Source organism: Mycobacterium mantenii, from assembly GCF_010731775.1.
Lineage (GTDB): Bacteria > Actinomycetota > Actinomycetes > Mycobacteriales > Mycobacteriaceae > Mycobacterium > Mycobacterium mantenii.
This window is the reverse complement of the sequence record NZ_AP022590.1, coordinates 2,232,134-2,249,369: the sequence shown is the minus strand read 5'-3', so window position 1 is coordinate 2,249,369 and position 17,236 is coordinate 2,232,134. Positions and strand designations below refer to the sequence as shown.

Annotated in this window: 10 protein-coding genes; 7 read left to right on the top strand and 3 right to left on the bottom strand. The window is 68.5% G+C overall.

Annotation, left to right across the window (positions count from 1 at the left end; genetic code table 11):
* The 6 genes from G6N50_RS10110 to G6N50_RS10085 all read left to right on the top strand — a co-directional run bounded on the left by G6N50_RS10110 (position 1) and on the right by G6N50_RS10085 (position 14,129).
* Positions 1-6,576 carry a non-ribosomal peptide synthetase gene (locus G6N50_RS10110; RefSeq protein WP_083095714.1) on the top strand — a complete coding sequence of 2,192 codons (6,576 nt, stop codon included), beginning with the start codon at positions 1-3 and terminating at the stop codon, positions 6,574-6,576.
* Positions 6,573-11,006 (top strand): non-ribosomal peptide synthetase, encoded by a 4,434-nt coding sequence (locus tag G6N50_RS10105; RefSeq protein ID WP_083095717.1) that lies wholly within the window; start codon positions 6,573-6,575, stop codon positions 11,004-11,006. Before G6N50_RS10110 ends, G6N50_RS10105 begins: the two co-directional genes overlap by 4 nt.
* A complete protein-coding gene (mbtG, locus tag G6N50_RS10100; RefSeq protein WP_083095720.1) occupies positions 11,003-12,289 on the top strand; it encodes an NADPH-dependent L-lysine N(6)-monooxygenase MbtG in 1,287 nt (428 codons plus the stop codon). The genes G6N50_RS10105 and mbtG overlap by 4 nt, the downstream gene beginning before the upstream one ends.
* Positions 12,270-12,485, top strand: a complete 216-nt coding sequence (locus tag G6N50_RS10095; RefSeq protein WP_083095722.1) for an MbtH family protein — start codon at positions 12,270-12,272, stop codon at positions 12,483-12,485. Before mbtG ends, G6N50_RS10095 begins: the two co-directional genes overlap by 20 nt.
* 238 nt (positions 12,486-12,723) lie before the next feature.
* A complete protein-coding gene (locus tag G6N50_RS10090) occupies positions 12,724-13,260 on the top strand; it encodes a hypothetical protein (protein WP_083095725.1) in 537 nt (178 codons plus the stop codon).
* 347 nt (positions 13,261-13,607) lie between these two features.
* A complete protein-coding gene (locus G6N50_RS10085) occupies positions 13,608-14,129 on the top strand; it encodes a hypothetical protein (protein WP_083095728.1) in 522 nt (173 codons plus the stop codon).
* On the opposite strand, the gene G6N50_RS10080 is transcribed toward G6N50_RS10085, so the two are convergent.
* The 3 genes from G6N50_RS10080 to G6N50_RS10070 all read right to left on the bottom strand — a co-directional run bounded on the left by G6N50_RS10080 (position 14,123) and on the right by G6N50_RS10070 (position 15,993).
* Complete coding sequence (locus G6N50_RS10080; RefSeq protein WP_083095851.1) at positions 14,123-15,007, bottom strand: sigma-70 family RNA polymerase sigma factor; 885 nt, start codon at positions 15,005-15,007, stop codon at positions 14,123-14,125. The genes G6N50_RS10085 and G6N50_RS10080 overlap by 7 nt on opposite strands.
* A complete protein-coding gene (locus G6N50_RS10075) occupies positions 15,004-15,600 on the bottom strand; it encodes a carboxymuconolactone decarboxylase family protein (RefSeq protein WP_083095731.1) in 597 nt (198 codons plus the stop codon). Before G6N50_RS10075 ends, G6N50_RS10080 begins: the two co-directional genes overlap by 4 nt.
* A 78-nt stretch (positions 15,601-15,678) precedes the next feature.
* A complete protein-coding gene (locus tag G6N50_RS10070) occupies positions 15,679-15,993 on the bottom strand; it encodes a type II toxin-antitoxin system VapB family antitoxin (RefSeq protein WP_067830242.1) in 315 nt (104 codons plus the stop codon).
* Positions 15,994-16,195: 202 nt separating this feature from the next.
* Between G6N50_RS10070 and hrcA the strand changes: the two genes are divergently transcribed.
* Positions 16,196-17,227 (top strand): heat-inducible transcriptional repressor HrcA, encoded by a 1,032-nt coding sequence (gene hrcA / locus G6N50_RS10065; protein WP_064878203.1) that lies wholly within the window; start codon positions 16,196-16,198, stop codon positions 17,225-17,227.
* Positions 17,228-17,236: the final 9 nt, after the last annotated feature.

Here is a 17,236-nt window from a genome sequence, read left to right as displayed (position 1 = left end):
GTGACGGACACCACCGGCGTCAGCACCCATCTCGACGATGAGCGCCTGGAATTACTGCGCCGCAAGCTCGCTGAACGCGGCCTGGCCAGGACGACGGACGCGCCGCCCGTGGTGGCCGGCGAGCGGCCACGCATGTCGGTCGGGCAGCACCGGATGTGGTTCGTGCAGTCCGTCGATCCCGACAGCGCGTTGCTCAACATCTGTGTCTCCTACCGCCTCTCGGGCGACGTCGACACCGCGCGGTTGCACCGTGCGGTCGACGCCGTGGCCGCGCGGCAGCCGGTGCTGCACACGACGTATGACGCCGACGATGCGGGCGACCCGCATCCGGTGATCCGCGCGGAGCTGCGGCCCGACTGGGCCGAGCACGACCTGGCCGGGCTGACCGATCAGGCGCGCCGGCTTCGGCTGGATGTGCTGGCGCAGCGGGACTTTCGCCGGCCCTTCGACCTGAGCAAGGATTCACCGCTGCGCGTCACGGTGACGCGCATGGCCGACGACGAACTGATGCTGCTGATCACCGCCCACCACATCGCGTGGGACGACGGCTCGTGGGCACCGTTCTTCGCCGATCTCACGCGCGCCTACACCGGCCCGGACGACTTCGCTGACGGCGGGGTGCTGGCGGATCTGTCCGCGGATTCGACCGCCATCCGCCCGGCGGACCTGGACTACTGGCGGCCGCTGATGGCCGACCTCCCGGAACCCCTCGAGCTTCCCGGCGCCAACGGCTCGGTGGTGCCCACCACCTGGCGCGCCCAGCGCGCCGTCGCGCGGCTGTCGGCGGACACCGTCGAGCGGGCGGCCGCGCTCGCCCGCGAGACGGGCGCGACCCCGTACATGGTGCTGATGGCCGCGTTCGGCGCGCTCGTGCACCGGTACACCCAGTCGACCGACTTCCTGGTGGCGGCACCGGTGCTCAACCGCGGCGTGGGCACCGAGGATGTCATCGGCTATTACGGCAACACCGTGGTGATCCGGCTGCGGCCGCAGTCGCACCAGACGTTCCGCGAGCTGCTGGCCCAAACCCGTGACGGCGCGGTGGGCGCCTTCGCCCATGCGCGCGCCGACCTGGATTGGCTGGTGCGCGAGTCGAATCCCGATCGCCGGCACGGCGCCGACCGGATGACGCGGGTGAGCTTCGGGCAACGGGAGCCCGATGGCGCGGGCTTCTGCCCGCCGGGCGTGCGCTGCGAACGCGGCGAATTGCGCGGTCATTTCAACCAATTGCCGCTGAGTCTGATGGTCGAGCTCGATCGGACACCGGAGCGCGCTGTCGGTGCGGTGGTCGAGGCCGAATACCTGGTTGAGGTGCTGGATCAGCAGTTGGTCGAGCAATTGCTGCGCCACTACGCCGCCTTGCTGGACAACGTGTTGACCGAGCCCGACGCGAAGCTGTCGTCGCGCGCGCTGATGAGCGGCGAAGACGCCGAGTGGCTGCGCGCGGTGTCGACCGGCGAGGAATTCGTCACCCCGGCCAGCACGTTGCCCGAGCTGGTCGGCCGGAGGGCGGCGTCGACGCCCGACGCCGTCGCCGTCGTCTACGAAGGACGCGCCTACAGCTACCGGGAGATCGAGGAAGAGTCGAACCGGTTGGCGCACTGGCTCATCGAGCAAGGCATCGGCACAGAGGACCGCGTCGCGGTGCTGCTGGACAAGTCTCCTGAATTGGTCATCACCGCACTCGGGGTGCTCAAGGCGGGCGGGGTCTACCTGCCGGTGGATCCCACCTACCCGGAGGACCGGCTGAGCTTCATCCTCGAGGACGCGGACGCCAAACTGGTTCTGCGCGAACCGGTTACCGACACGGCGAGCTACCCGGCCGCCGCGCCCGCCGAGTTGATCCGGCCGCTGAGCCCGCACAACACCGCCTATCTGATTTACACCTCGGGTTCCACCGGGCTGCCCAAGGGTGTTCCGGTGCCCCACGCACCCATCGCCGAGTACTTCGTCTGGTTCGGCGAGGAATACCGCATCGACGACACCGATCGGCTGCTGCAGGTCGCCTCGCCCAGCTTCGACGTGTCGATGGGCGAGATCTTCGGCACCCTGATCATGGGTGCCCGCCTGGTGATTCCGCGGCCCGACGGGCTGCGCGACATCGGCTATCTCACCGATCTGCTGGCCCGCGAGGGCATTACGTCGATGCACTTCGTGCCGTCGCTGCTGGGGCTCTTCCTGTCATTACCCGGCGTCAGCCAGTGGCGGACCCTGCGGCGGGTGCCCATCGGTGGGGAGGCACTGCCCGGCGAGATCGCCGACAAGTTCCACGCCACCTTCGACGCGTCGCTGTACAACTTCTACGGACCGACCGAGACGGTGGTGAACTGCACCAGCTATCCGGTGGAAGGCGCCCAGGGCACCCGGGTGGTCCCGATCGGCCGGCCCAAGATCAACACGCAGGTGTATCTGCTCGACAACTCGCTGCAGCCGGTGCCCGTCGGCGTGATCGGTGAAATCTACATCGCCGGAACACATGTCGCGCACGGATACCACCGCCGGCCCCAGTTGACCGCCGAGCGCTTCGTCGCCGATCCGTTCACACCCGGCGGTCGGATGTACCGCTCCGGTGACCTGGCCCGACGCAACGCCAACGGTGACATCGAGTTCGTCGGCCGCGCCGACGAGCAGGTGAAGATCCGCGGTTTCCGCATCGAGCTGGGCGAGATCGCGGCTGCCATCTCGGTCGACCCCAGCGTCGGGCAGGCCGTCGTGCTGGCCATGGACCTGCCCCAGTTGGGCAAGAGCCTGGTGGGATACGTGACGCCGGCCCAGGGCTCCGGCACCGAAACGGTGGACGTAGAGCGCATCCGCGCCCGGGTGGCCGCCGCGCTGCCGGACTACATGACCCCGGCCGCCTACGTGGTGGTCGACGAGATCCCAATCACCGCGCACCAGAAGATCGACCGCGGGGCGCTGCCGCAACCACAGATCGCCCCGGCCACCGAATACCGTGACCCGACGACTCCCACGGAACACCGTATCGCGCAACTATTTTCCGGGCTGCTCGGCCACGAGCGGGTGGGCGTCGACGACTCGTTCTTCGATCTGGGTGGTCACTCGCTGGTCGCCACCAAACTGGTCACCGCGATCCGCGCGGAGTGCGGTGTGGAAATCGGCATCCGCGACGTGTTCGAACTCGCCACGGTCGGGGCGTTGGCGGGGCGGATCGACCAGCTGGGTGCGGGCGAACTCATGCAGTCGCGGCCCAGGCTGATCGCCACCGCACACGACGAGCCCATGCCGCTCTCGGCGTCGCAGCTGCGCAGCTGGTTCGCCTACCGGGTGGACGGGCCCAGCCGGGTCAACAACATTCCCTTTGCGGCGAAACTGACCGGGCCGTGGGACATCGACGCGCTGATCGCCGCCGTCGGTGATGTCGTCGCCCGGCACGAAATCCTGCGCACCAGCTATGTCGAGCTGGACGGCGTGCCCTATCAGGTGGTGGGCCCGGTCGGCGTCGAGGTTCCCGTGCGCCGCGAGGAGGGACCCGACGACGCCTGGCTGCAAGAGCAGCTTGACGTCGAACGGTGCCATTGCTTCGAGCTGGACGGAGAATTGCCGATCCGGGTCGCGGTGTTGCGCATCGAGAACACCGCGGAGCACGTGCTGTCACTGGTGGTGCACCACATCGCGTCCGACCATTGGTCGGCGGGTGTGCTGTTCTCCGATGTGATGACGGCCTACCGGGCCCGGCGCGGCGGAGAGGCGCCGTCCTGGGCCCCGCTGCGGGTGCAGTACGCCGACTACGCGGCGTGGCAGCGGTCGTTCCTGGGCGACGCGAGCGGGCAGGAATCCGCCATTGCGGGCGAGCAGCGGGAGTACTGGACGCGTCAGCTGGCCGGGTTGCCGGAGGATACCGGGCTGCGCCCGGACTTCCCGCGCCAGCCGGTGCCCAGCGGCGAGGGCGAATCCGTCGACTTCCAGATCGACTCGGCCATCCGCGCCAAGCTCGGCGAGCTGTGCCGCGAGCTGGGCATCACCGAATTCATGCTGCTGCAAACGGCCGTCGCAGTGGTCTTGCACAAAGCCGGTGGCGGAACCGACATTCCGCTGGGCACCCCGGTCGCCGGTCGCACCGAACCCGAGTTGGACCAGCTGATCGGATTTTTCGTCAATATCCTGGTGCTGCGCAACGACATGGACGGCAACCCGACGTTGCGCGAACTGTTCAAGCGGGCCCGAGAGACGGCGCTGGAGGCCTACGCTCACCAAGACCTGCCGTTCGACCGGGTGGTCGACAGCGTCAGCCCGGTGCGTTCGCTGTCACGCAATCCGCTGTTCCAGGTCGTCGTGCACGTCCGGGATCACCTGTCCGCCACCCGGGTCATCGAGACCGCGGCCGTGGGCAGCGGCGGGCAGGACACCGTGTGCACGTCGCTCGATCCCATCTTCGACATGGCGCACGCCGATCTGAGCGTCAACTTCTTCGGCACCGACGGCTCCGGCGGCATCGGCTACAACTGCAATGTCATCTACCGCACCGAGCTCTACGCCAGAACCACCATCGAGCGGTTGGCCGGATGGCTGGCCCGGGCACTCACCGAGTTCGCCGATGACATCGATCAGACTTTGCGGGACGTCCAGCTGATCGATGCCTCCGAACAGCACCGCATTCTGCAGGACTGGAGCCGCGGTGAGCGCGCACCACGGGACCGGCCGCGCACCATACCCGAATTGCTCGAACCCACCCGGGCGTGGGGAACCGACCGGATCGCGGTGCGCTGCACTGGCGAGAACATCGATTACCCCGCGCTGCACCGCCGTTCGGACAACCTGGCCGCGCTGCTGGTCAAGAACGGCGTCGGCCCGGGATCGTTGGTCGGGCTGTCAACCCGGCGGAGCATCGACCTGGTGGTGGCACTGGTGGCCATCATGAAGGCCGGCGCCGGTTACTTTCCGATCGATCCCGGATACCCCGCGGCGCGAAAGCAATTCATGCTCGATGATGTCCGGCCACCGGTCGTGGTCGCGACCGTCGAAGCGGTGGACACCATGCCGCAGGTGGCCGGCGTCGAGCTGATCTCGCTGGACGATCCTGAGGTACGCGCCGTTATCGACAGCGACGACGTGGATCCGCAGTCGCTGCAACCGCCGCACCCCGACGACCCGATGTACCTGGTGTTCACTTCCGGGTCGACCGGCAAGCCCAAAGGCGCGGTGGGAACGCATCGCTCGATGGCCGCGCGGCTCGACTGGCAACTGCGGCACTACCCGCCGCAAACCGACGACGTTCGACTGGCGCAGGCCTCGATCACCTTCCTCGAAGGCGGCATGGAGATGCTGGCCGGCCTGGCGGCCGGCGCGACCATGATCCTGGCCGACGATGCCGAGCACCGTGACCCGGAGGCCCTCGGCGACCTGATGAACCGGCATTCGGTGGCCCAGGTGACCGCGGTACCGAGCCTGGTCTCGGCGTTGGTGGATAGCAGGCCCGAGGCCGTGTGTTCGCTGGCACGGTTGGTGTGCGGTGGCGAACCGGTGAGCGCGTCGTTGCTGCAGCGGCTGGTGTCGGTGTGCACCGACGAGGACGGCGCCGGCACCGAACTGTTGAACAACATCGGTTCCACCGAGACCTCCGGCGCGGTATCCCGCGGGCGGTTGGGTCTGCCGAATCCGCTTGTCGGAAAGCCGGTTCCGGGTGCGGCGGCCTACCTGCTCGACGACGGGCTGCGTCCGGTACCAGTCGGTGTGGTGGGGGAGCTGTACTACGCCGGTGACCAGCTGGCGCGAGGGTATTGGAAACGCCCGGGCCTGACGGCGACGCGGTTTATCGCCAATCCCTATGGTGTCGAGCCGGGTTCGCGGCTGTACCGCAGCGGTGACCTGGCCCGGTGGACCGAGGACGGCCGACTGGAATTCGTCGGGCGTTCCGACCACCAGGTCCAGGTCCGTGGTTTCCGCGTCGAGCTGGCCGAGGTCGAGGCGGCCCTGGCGGCCGCCGCCGGCGTCGCCGCCGCGGCGGCGCGCACCTGGGAGGTGCACGGCGGCACGTCGCTGGCCGGATACGTTGTGCCGCAACGGCCGATCACCGATGGCGCCGAGAGGGCGATGTTTGCCGGCGAGGTGCGCGCCGCGATCGCGACGACCCTGCCGGGCTACATGCTGCCGTCGTCGCTGACCGTGCTCGATGCCCTTCCGAAAACCGAATCGGGCAAGCTGAACCGGCCCGGCCTGCCGCGGCCTGCGGTCAGCACCGGCGGGCAGACCGAACCCGCGCGCACGGACACCGAACGGGCGCTTGCCACGGTATTCGCCGAGCTCCTGTCGACCGCCGACGTCGGGCGCTTCGACGACTTCTTCGCGCTCGGCGGCGACAGCATCCTGTCGGTGCAGCTCGCCTCGCGGGCCAGGTCGGCCGGTCTGGCCGTGAGCCCGCGGATGATCTTCGAGAATCCGACGGTGCAGCAGTTGGCGGCCGCGCTGGATGCCCTCGGCGACGCGGGAGCCGGCGTCGAGCACGACGGGCAGGGGACCGACACCCGTTTCGAGCCGATGAGTACCTCGGGGCTGTCGTCCTCGGATCTGGCCGCCGTGACGCAACTTTGGTCGGCGTCACGCGAGGGCACCACATGACGGCCACCAAGACCGATGCCGCGCCCGACATCGAGGACGTGATGGCGCTGAGCCCGCTGCAGGAGGGCTTGTATTCGCTGACCACGCTCGCCGAATTCACCGACGGCCAAGCGGCGGACGACCCGTACGTGATCGGGATGGCGGCGGACATCTCCGGCGGGCTCGATGTCGCACTGTTGCGTGACTGCGCGGAGAAGATGTTGGTGCGGCACCCGAATCTGCGGGCCAGCTTCTTCAGCCGTGGCATCCCGCGACCGGTACAGATTGTGCCGTCCCGCGTCGAGCTGCCCTGGCGGCTCGTCGCCGCCACACCCGAGGACGTGGCGGCGCTGGAGACCGGCGAACGCCGGCGACCGTTCGACCTGGAACGCGGGCCGGCCATCCGCTTCCTGCTGATCGAATTGCCCGGGGCGCGATGGCGTTTGGTGCTCACCGCGCACCACATCGTGATCGACGGATGGTCACTGCCGGTGTTCGTCAACGAGATGATGATCCTGTATCGGGCCGGCGGTGATCTATCCGCACTGCCCGTCGCCCCGCGGCCCTACCGCGACTACATCGGCTGGCTGGCGAGCCGCGATCCGGAAGCCAGCCAGCGGGTTTGGCGCGAGCACCTGGCCGGTCTGCCCGGCCCCACCCTGCTCGCGGCTTCGCTGGGATCCCTGGACACGACCGAGGGCCGGCGGACGGAGCTGCCACGCACCACCCGACTGCGACTGCCGGCCGAAACCACCGCGCGGTTGATCGATGACACCCGATCCCGCGGCATCACCGTCAACACCCTGATGCAAATGGCGTGGGCGCTGGTGTTGTCGCGCCTGACCGACGCCCACGACGTGGTCTTCGGAGTCACCGTCTCCGGTCGGCCGCCCGAACTGACCGGCGTCGAGACCATGGTCGGCCTGTTCATCAACACCGTGCCGCTGCGGGTGCGCCTCGACCCGGCCGCGACCGCCGGTGAGCAATGCCGCGCTGTGCAGCGCGACGCCGCACGCCTACGTGAGCACAGCTACCTCGGGCACGCCCAACTTCGGGCCCTCGGCGGGGTCGGGGAGATGTTCGACACCCTGCTGGTCTACGAGAACTTCCCGATGGTCGGACTGACCGCGGGTGGCGAATTGATCGCCGGCGGTGCGACATTCCGGCCGTCCGCCCTGCAAACCCTGTCGCATTTCCCCATCGCCATCGCCGCCCACATGGAGGCCGGCGAGCTGGTGGTGCTGATCGAAGCGATCGACGGAGCGTTGGGCGCCATTCCCGCCGCCGTGTTCGGACAGCGCGTGCTGACCACCGCCGAGAGGCTGCTGCGAGGCTGGGAGCGACCGCTGCGCGACGTCAGTGTGCTGCTGGAGGACGAGGCCGCTCCGCTGCGCGCCGCTCCCGCGCCAAAGCCATTGTCGCCGTTGAGCATCCACGCGCGGTTCGCCGACGTCGTTACCGGGACGCCGGACAACCCGGCGGTCAGCTGGGCGGGCGGCACGCTGAGCTACCGCGAACTGGATCTGCACACCACCCGGCTCGCGGTGCGACTCGCCCGCAGGGGGGTCACACCCGAAACACCGGTGGGCATCAAGCTTTCGCGTGGCCCGCAGTACATCATCGCCATACTCGCCGTGCTCAAAGCCGGCGGCATGTGCGTGCCGATGGAGCCGGGAATGCCGCCCGAACGGGTGAAATCGATCCTGCGCCAATCCGGCGCACTGATCGTGCTGGACGAAGAGCTCACCGCAGAACTCCTGCAAGCGGCCGAACCGCCCGACGACGATTTCAAACCCGTCGACGCGTCACCCGCGCAGGCCGCATATGTCGTGTTCACCTCGGGCACGACGGGCGAACCCAAGGGCGTGATCGGAACGCACGGCGCGGTGAGCGCCTACGCCGACGATCATCTGGACCGCGTATTGCGGCCCGCGGCAGTCAAACTGGGCCGGCCGCTGCGCATCGCACACGCGTGGTCGTTCGCCTTCGACGCCGCCTGGCAGCCGCTGGTCGGCCTGCTCGACGGGCACGGCGTACACATCGTCGATGAGCAGACGCAAACCGACGCAGAGGCGCTGGTCGCGCTGATCTCCGCGCAGGGCATCGACATGATCGACACCACCCCGTCGATGTTTGCCCAACTGGAGGCTTTCGGTCTGCTGACCGAGGCGCCGCTGACCGTCCTGGCGCTGGGCGGCGAAGCCGTCGGCAGTTCGGCGTGGGCCCGCATCCGCAACACGTGCGCCACCACGCCGATGACGGCATACAACTGCTACGGCCCGACCGAGACCACGGTCGAGGCCGTGGTCGCCGCCATCGCCGAGCACGACGAGCCCGCCATCGGACGCCCGACCCGGCACACCCGCGGCTACGTCCTGGATTCCGCGCTGCGCCCGGTGCCGTGCGGCGCGACGGGCGAACTGTATCTGGGGGGCGCCCAGCTGGCCCGCGGCTACCTGGGCCGGGCCCCGGAGACCGCGGCGCGCTTTGTCGCCGACCCGTTCGCGGCGACCGAACGCATGTATCGCACCGGCGACCTGGTGCGCCGGTTGCCCGACGGCTCAGTGCAATACGTAGGACGCGCGGACGCCCAGGTGAAGATCCGCGGCCACCGCGTCGAACCCGGGGAAATCGCGGTCGCCCTCGAATCGCATCCGGCGGTGCGCCACGCGGGGGTGCTGGTGCGGCAGCGCCGGGGCGTTGCACGGCTCACCGCGTACGTGGCCACCGACCCGGCGACCGACCGGCCTACCGCGTCGGAGCTGCGGAGCATGCTCGGCACTCGGCTGCCGCGCTACATGGTTCCCCAACGCATCGTCATGGTCGACGAAATCCCGTTGACCCCCAACGGAAAGCTGGACGAAGCCGCGTTGACCGCGATCGACGCCGCCGAATCCGAGGTCAGCGCGGCGAAGCCCGAGACCGCCACCGAATCCGCACTGGCCGAGCTGCTTGCCGAATTGCTCGGACAACCGCGAATCGACGTCACCGCGGACTTCCTGCAGCTGGGCCTGGACAGCATCATGGCGCTGTCGGTGGTGCAATCGGCGCGAGCACGCGGAATTGCGCTGCGCGCCAGGCTCATCCTCGAGTGCAGTAACGTCCGCGAACTGGCCGAGGCGATCGATTCGGAAACCGCGGCCGCTGCCCATCGGCCGCACACCGGGACCGGGCCAATGCCGTTGCTGCCCAATGGCCGATGGCTCTACGAATTCGGCGACCCGCGCAGGCTCGCCCAGACCGAAGCCATTCGGTTGCCCGAGACGCTGCGCCGCGAGCAGCTGGATGCGGCCCTGGCCGGCATCATCGCGGGCCACGAAGTGCTGCGCACCCGGGTGGACCGTTCCGCCATGACCCTGGTCCCGGTGCCGGCCGCCGACATCGCGCTCAAAGAGGTTGCGGTGGTTGGCGATCTGGTCGCAGCGGTACCGGCCCACGTCGCGGAGGCCGTCGATCGCCTGGACCCCGAACTTGGAACGCTGCTGTCCGCGGTGTGGCTTCGGCCGCCGGCGGGCGAGAGCGTTCTGCTGCTGTCCGCGCACGTGGTCGCGCTGGATCCGGCGTCGTGGCGCGTGATCCTCGGTGAACTCGGTGCGGCCCTGACGGCCTCGGCCACCGGACACTCACCGGCACCCATCCGCGAGCACACCAGCTATCGGCGCTGGGCCGAGGTGCTCATCGCGCGGGCGCACCGGTTGGACACGGTGCAGTTCTGGGCGTCTCAGCTGGACGGTGACGATCCCGACCTCGGTGCCCGCCGGGTCGATCCGAGCCGTGACCGGGCGCGTGATCTGATCGTCCGCAACGCCGCCACCGACGCCGACGTCACCCGCCGGCTGCTGAATTCGGGCCTGCCGTTGCCCACCCTGCTGGTCGCCGCCACCGCCGCGACGATGACCCGCTGGCGGCAGCTGCGCGGTCAGGCCACACCACCCCCGCTGCTGGCACTCGAAACACACGGCCGCGCCGACGGTTTGGTGGACGGTCCGGGTGCACACACCATCGACACCGGCGACACGGTGGGATTGCTCAGCTCCATCTACCCGGTACGGCTGGACTCGATTGATCCGCACCAGGTGGGGGAGCGGCTGGCGGCGATCCCCGGCGACGGCCTCGACTACGGGTTGCTGCGCTACCTGGGGGACGATCCCGCCGAGCGGCTCGCCGGCCTCCGCTCCCCGCAGCTGCTGCTCAATTATCTCGGTGCCGCCCACACCGACGGCGGCACCGGGCTACGGCTCGAGCGCGAGCTACTCGCCCGGGTGTCGCCGGTCCCGGAGCCGGAGCTGGCGGTGCGCCACGAGCTCACCATCGCCGCGATGGTGCTCACTTATGGCGGGGAGAGGGTTCTCGCCGCGCAGTGGCGCGCCCTGCCCGACATTCTCGATGACGCGGATATCGCTGCGCTACAGGATCTTTGGATCGACTCACTGCGGGAGATGGTGAAATGAGCACACTGGCGATCGTCGGTGCCGGCGCCAAGGCGGTGGCCGTGGCCGCCAAGGCTTTCGCGCTGCGCGACATGGGTGTCGAGGTGCCCGACGTCATCGCCGTGGAGCGCATCGGTGTCGCGGCGAACTGGCAGGCCAGCGGCGGCTGGACCGATGGCGCACACCGGCTGGGCACCAGCCCGGAAAAAGACGTCGGGTTTCCCTACCGCTCGGCGCTGGTGCCGCGCCGCAACGCCGAACTCGACGAGCGGATGACCCGCTACAGCTGGCAGTCCTATCTGATCGCGACGGCGTCGTTCGCCGAATGGATCGACCGTGGCAGGCCCGCGCCGACGCATCGCCGCTGGAGCCAGTACCTGAGTTGGGTCGCCGACCACGTGGGGATGAAGGTGGTGCACGGTGACGTCGAACGCCTGGCGATCGCCGGGGACCGGTGGGCGCTGCACACTCACGAGACCACCGTGCACGCCGACGCGTTGATGATCACCGGCCCCGGCCAGGCCGAAAAGTCTTTGCTTCCCGGCAATCCGCGTATGCTGTCGATTGCCCAGTTCTGGGACCGCGCCGCCAATCACGACCGGATCAATGCGGAGCGGGTAGCGGTGATCGGCGGTGGCGAGACGGCCGCGGCCATGCTCTATGAGCTGTTCCGGCACCGGGTGTCGAGCATCACGGTGATTTCCCCGCAGGCCACGTTGTTCACCCGCGGCGAGGGCTTTTTCGAGAACTCGCTGTTCTCCGATCCCACCAACTGGCCGGCCCTCACCCTCGCCGAACGCCGCGATGCGTTGGCCCGCACCGACCGTGGGGTGTTTTCGTCCAACGTGCAGGAAGCCCTGCTGGCCGACGATCGCATCCACCACCTGCGGGGCCGCGTCGCCCACGCGGTCGGCAAGGAGGGTCAGATCCGGTTGACGCTGTCCACCAACCGCGGCAGCGAGAACCTGGAGACGGTACACGGGTTTGATCTCGTCATCGACGGCTCCGGCGCCGACTCGCTTTGGTTCGCACCGTTATTCAGCCAGGACGCACTTGATCTGCTGGAACTCGGTCTGGGTGGACCCCTGACTTCGGAGCGGCTGCAGGAGGCGATAGGTTACGACCTGGCCGTCACAGACGTGACACCCAAGTTGTTCCTGCCGAACCTGTCGGGACTCACCCAGGGGCCCGGGTTTCCCAACCTGAGCTGCCTTGGACTGCTGTCCGACCGGGTGCTGGGTTCCACCGTCAGCCCGTCCAAGTATCCCGTGAGAAGGAGACACGATGAGCGCCAACCCCTTTGACGACGACAACGCGAGCTTTGTGGTGCTGGTCAACGACGAGGAGCAGCACAGCCTCTGGCCGACCTTCGCTGACACGCCGGCCGGCTGGCGGGTGGCGTTCGGCGAAGCCAGCCGCGCGGACTGCCTGCAGTACGTGGAGCAGAACTGGTCGGACATCCGGCCCAAGAGCCTGATCGAGGCGCTTGCCGTCCAGTGACCGGCCGCGAACCGCGCGGGTTCTGCGGGGGCAAAGGTCGCCGTTACCGGCTTGCGGCACAGTTCCTTTAGCGTGCTTTCACAGGTCGCGGCCGTAGCGTCGTCGTAACGTGACCGGCCTGAGACACAAATCCGCGAGTCGCAGGGCACACTTACACCATCTTCAACCATGGAGACGTGGACCACGCGCGGCCATCCGCAGGATCCCGCCACGGTCCATGTGCATCGAAGGGGGACCTGTGAAATCCGTGATGTCCATTGCCACGGGCGTGGCGGCACTGACCGCCATTGGCGGCGCCGCCGCCGGTGTGGCTTCCATTGCAGCACCGATCGGCCTGGATCAGGTGCAACTGGCGGCCGTCGGCGCGCCACTGCCGCAGGATCCGCCGCCGCCTCCGCCCCCGCCGCCGGGAGCGCCGGGGCAGCTGCCGACGGCGGATCAGTTGGCGAACCTCTGCAACCAAGTAACCGACCCCGGCGTCAACTACAGGGACAAGAACAACTTCGTTGAAAACGGCATCAATCAAAACGAGGGTATGGTCGCCGACCACGACCTGAGGAAGGCCTACCGCAACGGGAACTTCCCCGAGCAGTTCAACGTGACGAACATCGCGCCGGCGGGGCCGAACATGGCCCAGGCCGATGTCGGCATCACGGGGCCCAAGTTCGCCGGGCCGGTCAGCAAGCACCTGGTGTTCGTCAACCAGGGCGGCAACTGGGTCTTGCAGCACGACGCGGCGATCGCCCTGATCCAGGCGGCGACCGCGATGAACTAGGTGGATCGCGGTGCATACCGCGTAAGCCGTTGCCAATTTGGTGGATTCGCCGGCGCATGCCGGCGGTCACGAAGACCCCATGCGCCCCGGAAGGCGGCGCATGGGGTTTGGCATCTCAGCCGGCCCCCGGGGCACCGAGCCGCTCGACCCCGTCGGCGCCGGACGTCGTCGCACAGCCGGCGCACAGTTTGCTCATGTTTTTTCCACATCGGTGGGCCGTAACGTATCGGTGCCGAGACACGAAACAACAGACGCAACGGGCACGCTGACACCATCCACACCGTCGCGAAGGCGCGGTGCGGATTGCCAACAATGCGTCGACATTCGTGCCCATCGAAGGGGGAACTATGAAAACCGTCAAGACCATTGCCACCGGCGTGGCGGCGCTGGCTATCGTCGGGGGCGCTGCCGCCGGCGTGGCCTCCGTCGCGACGCCGAGCGCGCCGGCCGCCGGAGTGCGGCTCACCACCGTCGGCGCACCGCTTCCGCAGGATCCGCCGCCGGCCCAGCCGGTCGCGGGTGCCAATGTGCCGACACCCGACCAGCTGACGGGCGTCCTGAACAGCCTGGCCGACCCGAGTGTTTCGTTCACCAGCAAGAGCAACCTGGTGCAGGGCGGCATCAGCGGGATCGAAGCGCACGTCGCCGACAAGAAGCTGCAGAAGGCGGCCAAGAACGGCGACCTGCCGCTGTCGTTCGACGTCACGAACATCCAGCCGGCCGCGGCCGGTTCGGCGACCGCCGACGTTGCGGTCTCCGGCCCCAAGCTGGTGTCGCCGGTCACGCAGAACGTCACCTTCGTCAACCAGGGCGGCTGGGTGCTGTCACGGGCGTCGGCGATGGAGTTGCTGCAGGCCGCCGGTCAGTGATCGGCGCGTAACGCGCGCAGGTCCAATTTGGCGATGCGGGCCGGATCCGCGAGCACGTCGATCGCGCGGATCCGGTCGCCGCGCACCACGAAACCCATGACGGATGCCGCACGGCCGGCGATGAAAATCACCGCGCCGGCGGCGCCGTTCACGGTCGCGGCACGCACCTCACGTTCCGGCCCGGCGTACCCGCGCGCCAGCTCGGCCACCGAGGCCGCGCCCTCGGCGCGGAAGCCGGCCGCGGCGGCACCGAAGTCGCCGCGCAACACGACGTCGGGATGGAGCACAGCCACCAGGTGGCCGAAATCGCCGCTGCGCCCCGCCGCAAAGAAGGCGTCGATCACCTCGCGCTGTGCGGCCAGGCTGCCGTCGGGAGCCGGGTCGGCCTGCTCGATCCGTCGCCGGGCCCGGCTGGCCAGCTTGCGGGCCGACTCCGGCGTCCGGTCGACGATGGCCGCGATCTGATCGAACGGCACGGTGAAGACGTCGTGCAGCACGAACGCCAGCCGCTCCGCCGGCGGCAGCGTGTCCAGCACCACGAACAGCGCCAGCCCCACCGCATCGGCCAGCATCGCGCGGTGCTCGGGGTCGAATTCACCTTCCGCCTCCACGATCGGATCGGGCAGGTGGGCCACCGGCTCGTCGCCGCCACGGGTTCGGCGGTCGCGCAACATGTTCAGGCAGATGCGCGCCACCACGGTGGTCAGCCAGGCGTCCAGGTTGGCGATACCGTCGGAGTCGCTGCGGCTCAGCCGCAGCCACGCCTCCTGCACCACGTCCTGCGCGTCGTCGATCGAGCCCAGCATCCGGTAGGCGACGGCGCCCAGCTGTGGCCGGGCCGCCTCGAAGCGTGCCGCCAAGGAGGCATCCGCCGTCACGGCCGGCCGGTCTCGGGCAAGGCGCACACCCGGTTACCGGAAAAGCCCGACGAGCCGATATCGAGTGCGAGGTTGAATCGGGCACGAAGGTTGCCCAGCGCGATGACGTGGGTCAGGGCGACCAGTTGGGCGGTGTCGAAGTGCGCGCGCAGCGCGGCGAAAAGTTGATCGCTCACCTCGACCGGGGTGCGGCTGATCGCGGTGGCGTACTGCAGGATCAGCTTGTCGTCGTCGGAAAAGCATGACGCGTCCTGATAATCGGCCAGGGCCAACAGCTCTTCATCGGTGATGCCCCAGCGGCGGGCGATCTGGGAGCCGAGGTCGATGCAGTATTCGCAGCCCACCGTCGTCGCCGACTTCAGCTCGGCCAGCGCCCGCTGACGGGGACTGAACACGTCCAATTTCGACTCGGCCTGCTCCAACTTTCCGTAGGCGTTGAGCAGTCGCGGGATGTGCGCATACATCCGCAGCGGTTCCAGCATCCCGGCAGTTTCCAGCCCGGTCATCTGCGCGAGCTTGCGCCTGGTGAAAAAGAAGGCGATCTTCGCGCCGAGGCCGGCGTCGCGGTCGGAGACTCCTTGCAGCCGTGGCATGGCGATCCTCCTGGCAAGTTGTGGTGGGAAACCAACGTCCTTACCAGGTCGACACGCGGCGAGCCCCGAACGTGACACTTACCCGTGCGGAGCCGGCGGCATATCCATGTCGTACACCCGGGCGTGCAGCACGGTGCGGTTCCGCAGCGCAGCCCGCACCGCACGATGCAGGCCGTCTTCGAGGTAGATGATGCCCCTCCACCGCACCGCGTGGGGGAAGAGATCGCCGTAGAAGGTCGAGTCCTCGGAGAGCAGCCGGTCCAGCGCGAGCACCGTTGTGGTGGTGACCAATTCGTCGAGCCGAATCTGCTGTGGCGGTATCTGCGACCAATCCTTGTAGGACAGGTTGTGCTCGGGATACGGCTTGCCGTCGCGCACGCCCTTGAAGATCATCGGCCGACCTTTCCCGACTGATTGTTGTGGCCCGACCGGTTCATTCTGAAAGGCTAGCCGGGTCGTGGTCCGTCAGTACCGATGTGCTCCAAGAACGTCCTCCGACAGCCGCCGCCCGCGTCGCGGCCGCTGGTAACGGCCGGCGCCGCCCGAGCCCGTAAAATGAATCCGGTCAACGCGGTATCGAAGGAGGTGGCGGCCGGTGGGAAGTGCCGATGACCGTCGGTTTGAGGTGCTGCGCGCCATCGTCGCCGACTTCGTCGCCACCAAAGAACCGATCGGTTCCAAGGCGTTGGTGGAGCGCCACAACCTCGGCGTCTCGTCCGCCACCGTCCGCAACGACATGGCGGTACTCGAGGCCGAGGGCTACATCGCCCAGCCGCACACCAGTTCCGGACGGGTGCCCACCGAAAAGGGCTACCGCGAATTCGTCGACCGGCTCGACGACGTCAAGCCCCTGTCCTCAGCCGAACGGCGCGCGATCCAGAGCTTCCTCGAGTCCGGGGTCGACCTTGACGACGTCCTGCGCCGGGCCGTGCGGCTGCTGTCGCAACTGACCCGGCAGGTGGCCGTCGTGCAGTACCCCACCCTCTCGTCGTCCACCGTGCGCCACCTCGAGGTCATCGCCCTGACCCCGGCGCGGCTCCTGATGGTCGTCATCACCGACTCCGGCCGGGTCGACCAGCGGGTCGTCGAACTCGGGGACGTCATCGACGATCACGAGCTGTCCCAGCTGCGGGAGATGCTCGGCCAGGCGCTGGTGGGCAAGAAGCTGTCGGCCGCTTCGGTCGCGGTGGCCGACCTCGCCGGACAGCTGCGCAGCCCGGACGGCCTGGGTGATGCCGTCGGCCGGTCGGCGACGGTCTTGCTGGAATCCCTCGTCGAACACACCGAAGAACGCTTGCTGTTGGGCGGCACCGCCAACCTGACCCGCAACGCGGCCGATTTCGGTGGCTCGTTGCGCTCCATCCTGGAAGCGCTGGAGGAGCAGGTGGTGGTGCTGCGATTGCTGGCCGCCCAGCAGGAAGCCGGTAAGGTTACGGTGCGCATCGGCCACGAGACGGCCGCCGAGCAGATATTGGGCACGTCCGTGGTGACCACCGCCTACGGCACCTCCGACACCGTTTACGGAGGAATGGGTGTGCTGGGGCCCACCCGGATGGACTATCCGGGAACTATCGCCAGCGTTGCTGCAGTTGCCCTTTATATCGGCGAAGTCCTGGGTGCCCGATGAACGCGCACC

What these genes read in the sequence shown, in the direction of transcription:
- G6N50_RS10105 (WP_083095717.1), top strand. Translation starts at nt 6,573, where the DNA reads ATGACGGCCACCAAGACCGATGCCGCGCCCGACATCGAGGACGTGATG.
- mbtG (WP_083095720.1), top strand. Translation starts at nt 11,003, where the DNA reads ATGAGCACACTGGCGATCGTCGGTGCCGGCGCCAAGGCGGTGGCCGTG.
- G6N50_RS10095 (WP_083095722.1), top strand. Translation starts at nt 12,270, where the DNA reads ATGAGCGCCAACCCCTTTGACGACGACAACGCGAGCTTTGTGGTGCTG.
- G6N50_RS10085 (WP_083095728.1), top strand. Translation starts at nt 13,608, where the DNA reads ATGAAAACCGTCAAGACCATTGCCACCGGCGTGGCGGCGCTGGCTATC.
- G6N50_RS10075 (WP_083095731.1), bottom strand. Translation starts at nt 15,600, where the DNA reads ATGCCACGGCTGCAAGGAGTCTCCGACCGCGACGCCGGCCTCGGCGCG.
- G6N50_RS10070 (WP_067830242.1), bottom strand. Translation starts at nt 15,993, where the DNA reads ATGATCTTCAAGGGCGTGCGCGACGGCAAGCCGTATCCCGAGCACAAC.